The 560-nt window shown below is 45.2% G+C and carries 1 protein-coding gene; it reads right to left on the bottom strand.

Annotated features, from left to right (window positions below; genetic code table 11):
* Positions 1-347: efflux RND transporter permease subunit (locus J5M56_RS26860; RefSeq protein WP_243430885.1), on the bottom strand; the 347-nt coding region annotated here is incomplete at its 3' end.
* Between the last annotated feature and the right edge of the window lie 213 nt (positions 348-560).

The raw sequence follows: 560 nt of genomic DNA, 5'->3' as shown, positions 1-560 counted from the left end.
ATATTGTTGCCGTTGTCATCTTTAAAGGTGCTCACATTATCACCGGCCAGCAGTGGGCGTAATGCTTGTCCGATTTGTCCAATCGAAAGACCGGCATCATTTGCTGCTTCCCGGTTAATGGTGACATTGACCATTGATTTGGGCTGTTTAAGGGTACTTTCCAAATCTACCAAGCCATTGACGTTTGAGAGTTTTTGCATAAACTCATTGGATAAACGTTGCAGCTCAGTTAAATCATTGCCTTTGATGGATATCATAATCGGCTTAAGCCCACCGCTGACCGCCATGGCAGCGGCTGCCACTGAGGTAACTTTAATACCGCCTACCTGCTGCAATTGCTCACGCATGGCACGGTTTAAGTCATCTAGTCCGCGCGTGCGCTCATCTTTAGGTACTAACTACACATTCACTTGTACCCGATTGTTACCGCTATAGGACATCGCATTAACCGTGGCATAAGTATTGGTAACTTCAGGAAAACTTTGTAATACCGCGTTGACTTGTGCTGCTTTTTGTTGGGTGTAGTCAAGATTGGCATTGACAGGTGTTTCAAATTTGAC

It is taken from the genome of Pseudomonas sp. 51_B (assembly GCF_017491595.1).
GTDB classification, from domain to species: domain Bacteria; phylum Pseudomonadota; class Gammaproteobacteria; order Pseudomonadales; family Pseudomonadaceae; genus Aquipseudomonas; species Aquipseudomonas promysalinigenes.
The sequence above is the reverse complement of the archived record's forward strand: the minus strand, read 5'-3'. Positions and strand labels throughout refer to the sequence as shown.